This is a genomic window from Herbaspirillum sp. B65 (assembly GCF_000333555.1).
GTDB classification, from domain to species: Bacteria; Pseudomonadota; Gammaproteobacteria; order Burkholderiales; family Burkholderiaceae_D; genus Herbaspirillum; species Herbaspirillum rubrisubalbicans.
The window spans coordinates 1-3116 of record NZ_BADI01000333.1 but is presented as its reverse complement, the minus strand read 5'-3'; the positions used below and the strand labels follow the sequence as shown (position 1 = coordinate 3116).

At 60.5% G+C, this 3116-nt stretch carries 3 protein-coding genes; all 3 read right to left on the bottom strand.

What is annotated here, in order from left to right:
- Positions 1–260 precede the first annotated feature (260 nt).
- The 3 genes from I5W_RS08355 to I5W_RS08345 all read right to left on the bottom strand — a co-directional run bounded on the left by I5W_RS08355 (position 261) and on the right by I5W_RS08345 (position 3077).
- Positions 261–1112: a serine hydrolase gene (locus I5W_RS08355; protein ID WP_017453486.1), complete on the bottom strand. Its 852-nt coding sequence runs from the start codon at positions 1110–1112 to the stop codon at positions 261–263.
- Positions 1113–1173: 61 nt separating this feature from the next.
- The gene (locus I5W_RS08350; RefSeq protein WP_044528878.1) at positions 1174–2064 is read right to left on the bottom strand and encodes an N-formylglutamate amidohydrolase; all 891 of its coding nucleotides are present in this window, start codon (positions 2062–2064) and stop codon (positions 1174–1176) included.
- A gap of 29 nt (positions 2065–2093) precedes the next feature.
- Positions 2094–3077 (bottom strand): ABC transporter ATP-binding protein, encoded by a 984-nt coding sequence (locus tag I5W_RS08345; RefSeq protein ID WP_026052170.1) that lies wholly within the window; start codon positions 3075–3077, stop codon positions 2094–2096.
- Positions 3078–3116 lie beyond the last annotated feature (39 nt).

Below are 3116 nucleotides of genomic sequence, written 5' to 3'. Positions count from 1 at the left end.
TGTAGATCGATGGCGGTTCCCTCGAAATTGCCGAAGGTGACATCACCGCTCNTGAGCAAGGCGATCAGATCGGGGCTCTTGCGCTGCAGTCGTGGAAAGATGGTATCGGTCAAGATCAGGTCGCCTGCTGCTACCAGCGTGAAGCCATCAGGCAGGTTGGCATCCATCCAGGAAGGGGCCAGTGTCCCTTCTTCGTGATGGGTGTCTTGCTTGTCGTTCATAGCGGCTCTTTCATTACGTTAAGCGGGTCGGGATCGTGGTCATCGGTCGCCACCGATACCGTCCCAGCAGGCGCGCGCCAGGCGGCCCAGGGTGTTGAAGGCCGACACGTAGCCAGGCAGACCGTCAGGCATTTCCCAAGGCACCTGGTCAGTGTAGCCGGTCAGGATGAACAGGGGCTGGTCGTTGCGGAACACGATGCCGCCATCCATGCGACCGCGCTTGCCGGTCCCCCCCTTGTGCGCCACCTTGGTGTCTGAGGGCAGCAGCGAAGCCATTTTGGTCCGTAACTTCTGCCAGCTCAAGACTTCGATGGCGAAGGCGCATTGTTGTGGCGTGCAGCCCAGACGCTGCGCGACCTCAGGATCGGTACTGCCCTTGAGGATCAGGTCATAGAGCAGCCCCTGGTCGCAGGCACTGATGGTGGTGACTTCGTCGAGCTTGTGATCGGTCGGCATATCCGGGCGCGGCACCGAGTTCCGGTGGAGCGTATTGCGCATCCCGATGGAATGGCAGAAGTCATTGACTTCATCCAGGCTGATGCGCTCCATCACCATGGCCGTGCAGACATTGTCGCTGACGATGATCATCTGGACCAGGGCGTCGCGCAGGCTGATGGTGAACCCGGGCGTAAGGAACTTGAACGTGCCCGAGACCACGCCCTTGCGCAGCCGTTCCTCGTACAGGATGGGGGCATTGAGATCGAGCCGGCCCTGGTTGACGGCCCGCAGCACGGCCATCAGGATCGATGTCTTGCGGGTGCTTCCCGACGGAAAGGCGACATGTCCATCGCGATCAGCCTCTTCACCGGTAACCAGGTTCTTGAAATACCAGGCGGTCACATAGGGTTGCTCATCGCAGATGGCGTTGAGGCGCGCTACCAGGTCTTGCATCTTGATTTCCTTTTTAGACAATTTCAGATTCGGTGCAACGTGAAGAGATGGCTATCCCACCTCACGGCGCCAGCTTGGTCGATGACTCCTGGTTCATCTCCTGGGTCAGGCGTTCGGCCAGCGAACCCAGGAAACTGCTCAGGTCATGCTGCAGCCGGTCGAATCCCTCATGCTTCTCGCAGCGCTTTTCGTTCATGTAGACGCTGCGCTTGATTTCGATCTGGATGCTATGCCGTCCCTGCGTCGGCGCGCCGTAATGCTGGACGATGTAGCCGCCCTGGTAAGGAGTATTGATCCTGACGCGGTAGCCGCGCCGGTCAAACTCGCTGGCGATCCACTCCGTCAGCGCGCTGCTGGCAGAGATACCCTTGCGGTCGCTGACCACGATATCGGGACGTTCTGCGCCATTGTCCACGTTCATGGCATTGCCCACCGACTTCATCGAATGGCAGTTGATGTGCCAGACTCGACCGAAGCGTTGTACGGATTCATCGAGCAGCGCCTGCAAGACAGTGTGGTAAGGCTGGTAGTAATGGCGCAATCGGTGTTGTACCTCTTCAATGTCCAGCTTGCCCGGATACATGGGGATGCCCGGCAACGCATGGCGCCGGATCAAGCCCATGCCGCGACTGCACGCAGCTGAGGGCGTCACTGCATCGGGCCAGGGCTGCATCAGCATGTCCTGGTCGATATCGTCGGGGGCGCGATTGGGATCGATGTAGGCGCGTGGAAATCGCGCCGACAGCAAGGCGCCTCCGACCGACGGCGCGTAGTCCCATAATTCATCGACGAAAGCATCCCAGGTCGTCTGCAAGGCGTCGGCAGGCGCGACGATGCCGCTGTTGAAGGGATAGAGCGTGCCGCTGTGGGGCGAATCGACTACCAGCGGCAACTGGGCCTCGCCCACCCCGGGGCGCTGTAGTGCATACACTTGATTGACTGACTTGATCATTGCTTTTTCCGTTGGATGCTGGGACGCCATCAGGCGCCATTGAGATGGCAGGCTGACCAGTGGCCATCACCGATGCTGCGCAGCATCGGCCGCTCCTGGCTGCAGCGAAGCATGGCGCGTGGGCAGCGCGGGTGAAAGGTACAGCCGGCAGGTGGATTGAGCGGACTGGGCAGCTCGCCCTGGATCGGCCGGTGTTCCACCACCTTGGCATCGAGCCGTGGTGCATCGGCCATCAGCGCCTGGGTATAGGGGTGATTGGGCCGCGCGAATACCGACCGCTTGTCGGCAATCTCCACGATGCGGCCGAGATACATGATGGCCACTCGGTCCGCGATGTATTCCACCACGGCCAGGTTATGGCTGATGAAGAGGTAGGTCAGTTGCTTGGTCTCGCGCAGTTCCATGAACAGGTTGAGGATCTGCGCCTGCACCGAGACGTCCAGCGCCGAGACCGCCTCGTCGCAAACGATGAACTTCGGATCCAGTGCCAGCGCCCGCGCAATTGCAATGCGCTGGCGTTGTCCGCCCGAGAACTGGTGCGGGTAACGTCCGGCATAGGACGGGTCCAGACCGACCTGCTTGAGCAGATCGGCCACGAAGGCCGAGGCATTCTTACGCTCCACCAGGCCGTGATACAAGGCCGCTTCGCTGATGACCTGATCCACGCGCTGACGGGGATTGAGCGAGGCATACGGATTCTGGAACACCATTTGGATGTTCAGATGCGTCTGCAGGCTCGGTCTGGTCATGTCCTTTCCTTCAAAGGAGAGACTGCCACTGGTAGCCGGCAGCAGGCCGGCGATCATCCTGCCCACGGTGGACTTGCCACAGCCCGATTCACCGACCAGCCCCAGCACTTCACCGCGCTCTATGCTCAGCGATACTTCATTGACGGCGTACACCCTTTGCGCCGGCGGCTTGGTCAGCCCCAGCTTGCCCATCATGCGGGTCAGCCCGCTGCTCTTGAGGCTGAAGCTCTTGCTCAATTCATTGGTCGTCAGCATTGTCGTCATCCTCATGCACTCAGTGGATAGAAGCAGCGAGTTCCCGCC

Coding starts and splice junctions, on each gene's coding strand:
- I5W_RS08345 (WP_026052170.1), bottom strand. CDS start 3,077: ATGACGACAATGCTGACGACCAATGAATTGAGCAAGAGCTTCAGCCTC.
- I5W_RS08350 (WP_044528878.1), bottom strand. CDS start 2,064: ATGATCAAGTCAGTCAATCAAGTGTATGCACTACAGCGCCCCGGGGTG.
- I5W_RS08355 (WP_017453486.1), bottom strand. CDS start 1,112: ATGCAAGACCTGGTAGCGCGCCTCAACGCCATCTGCGATGAGCAACCC.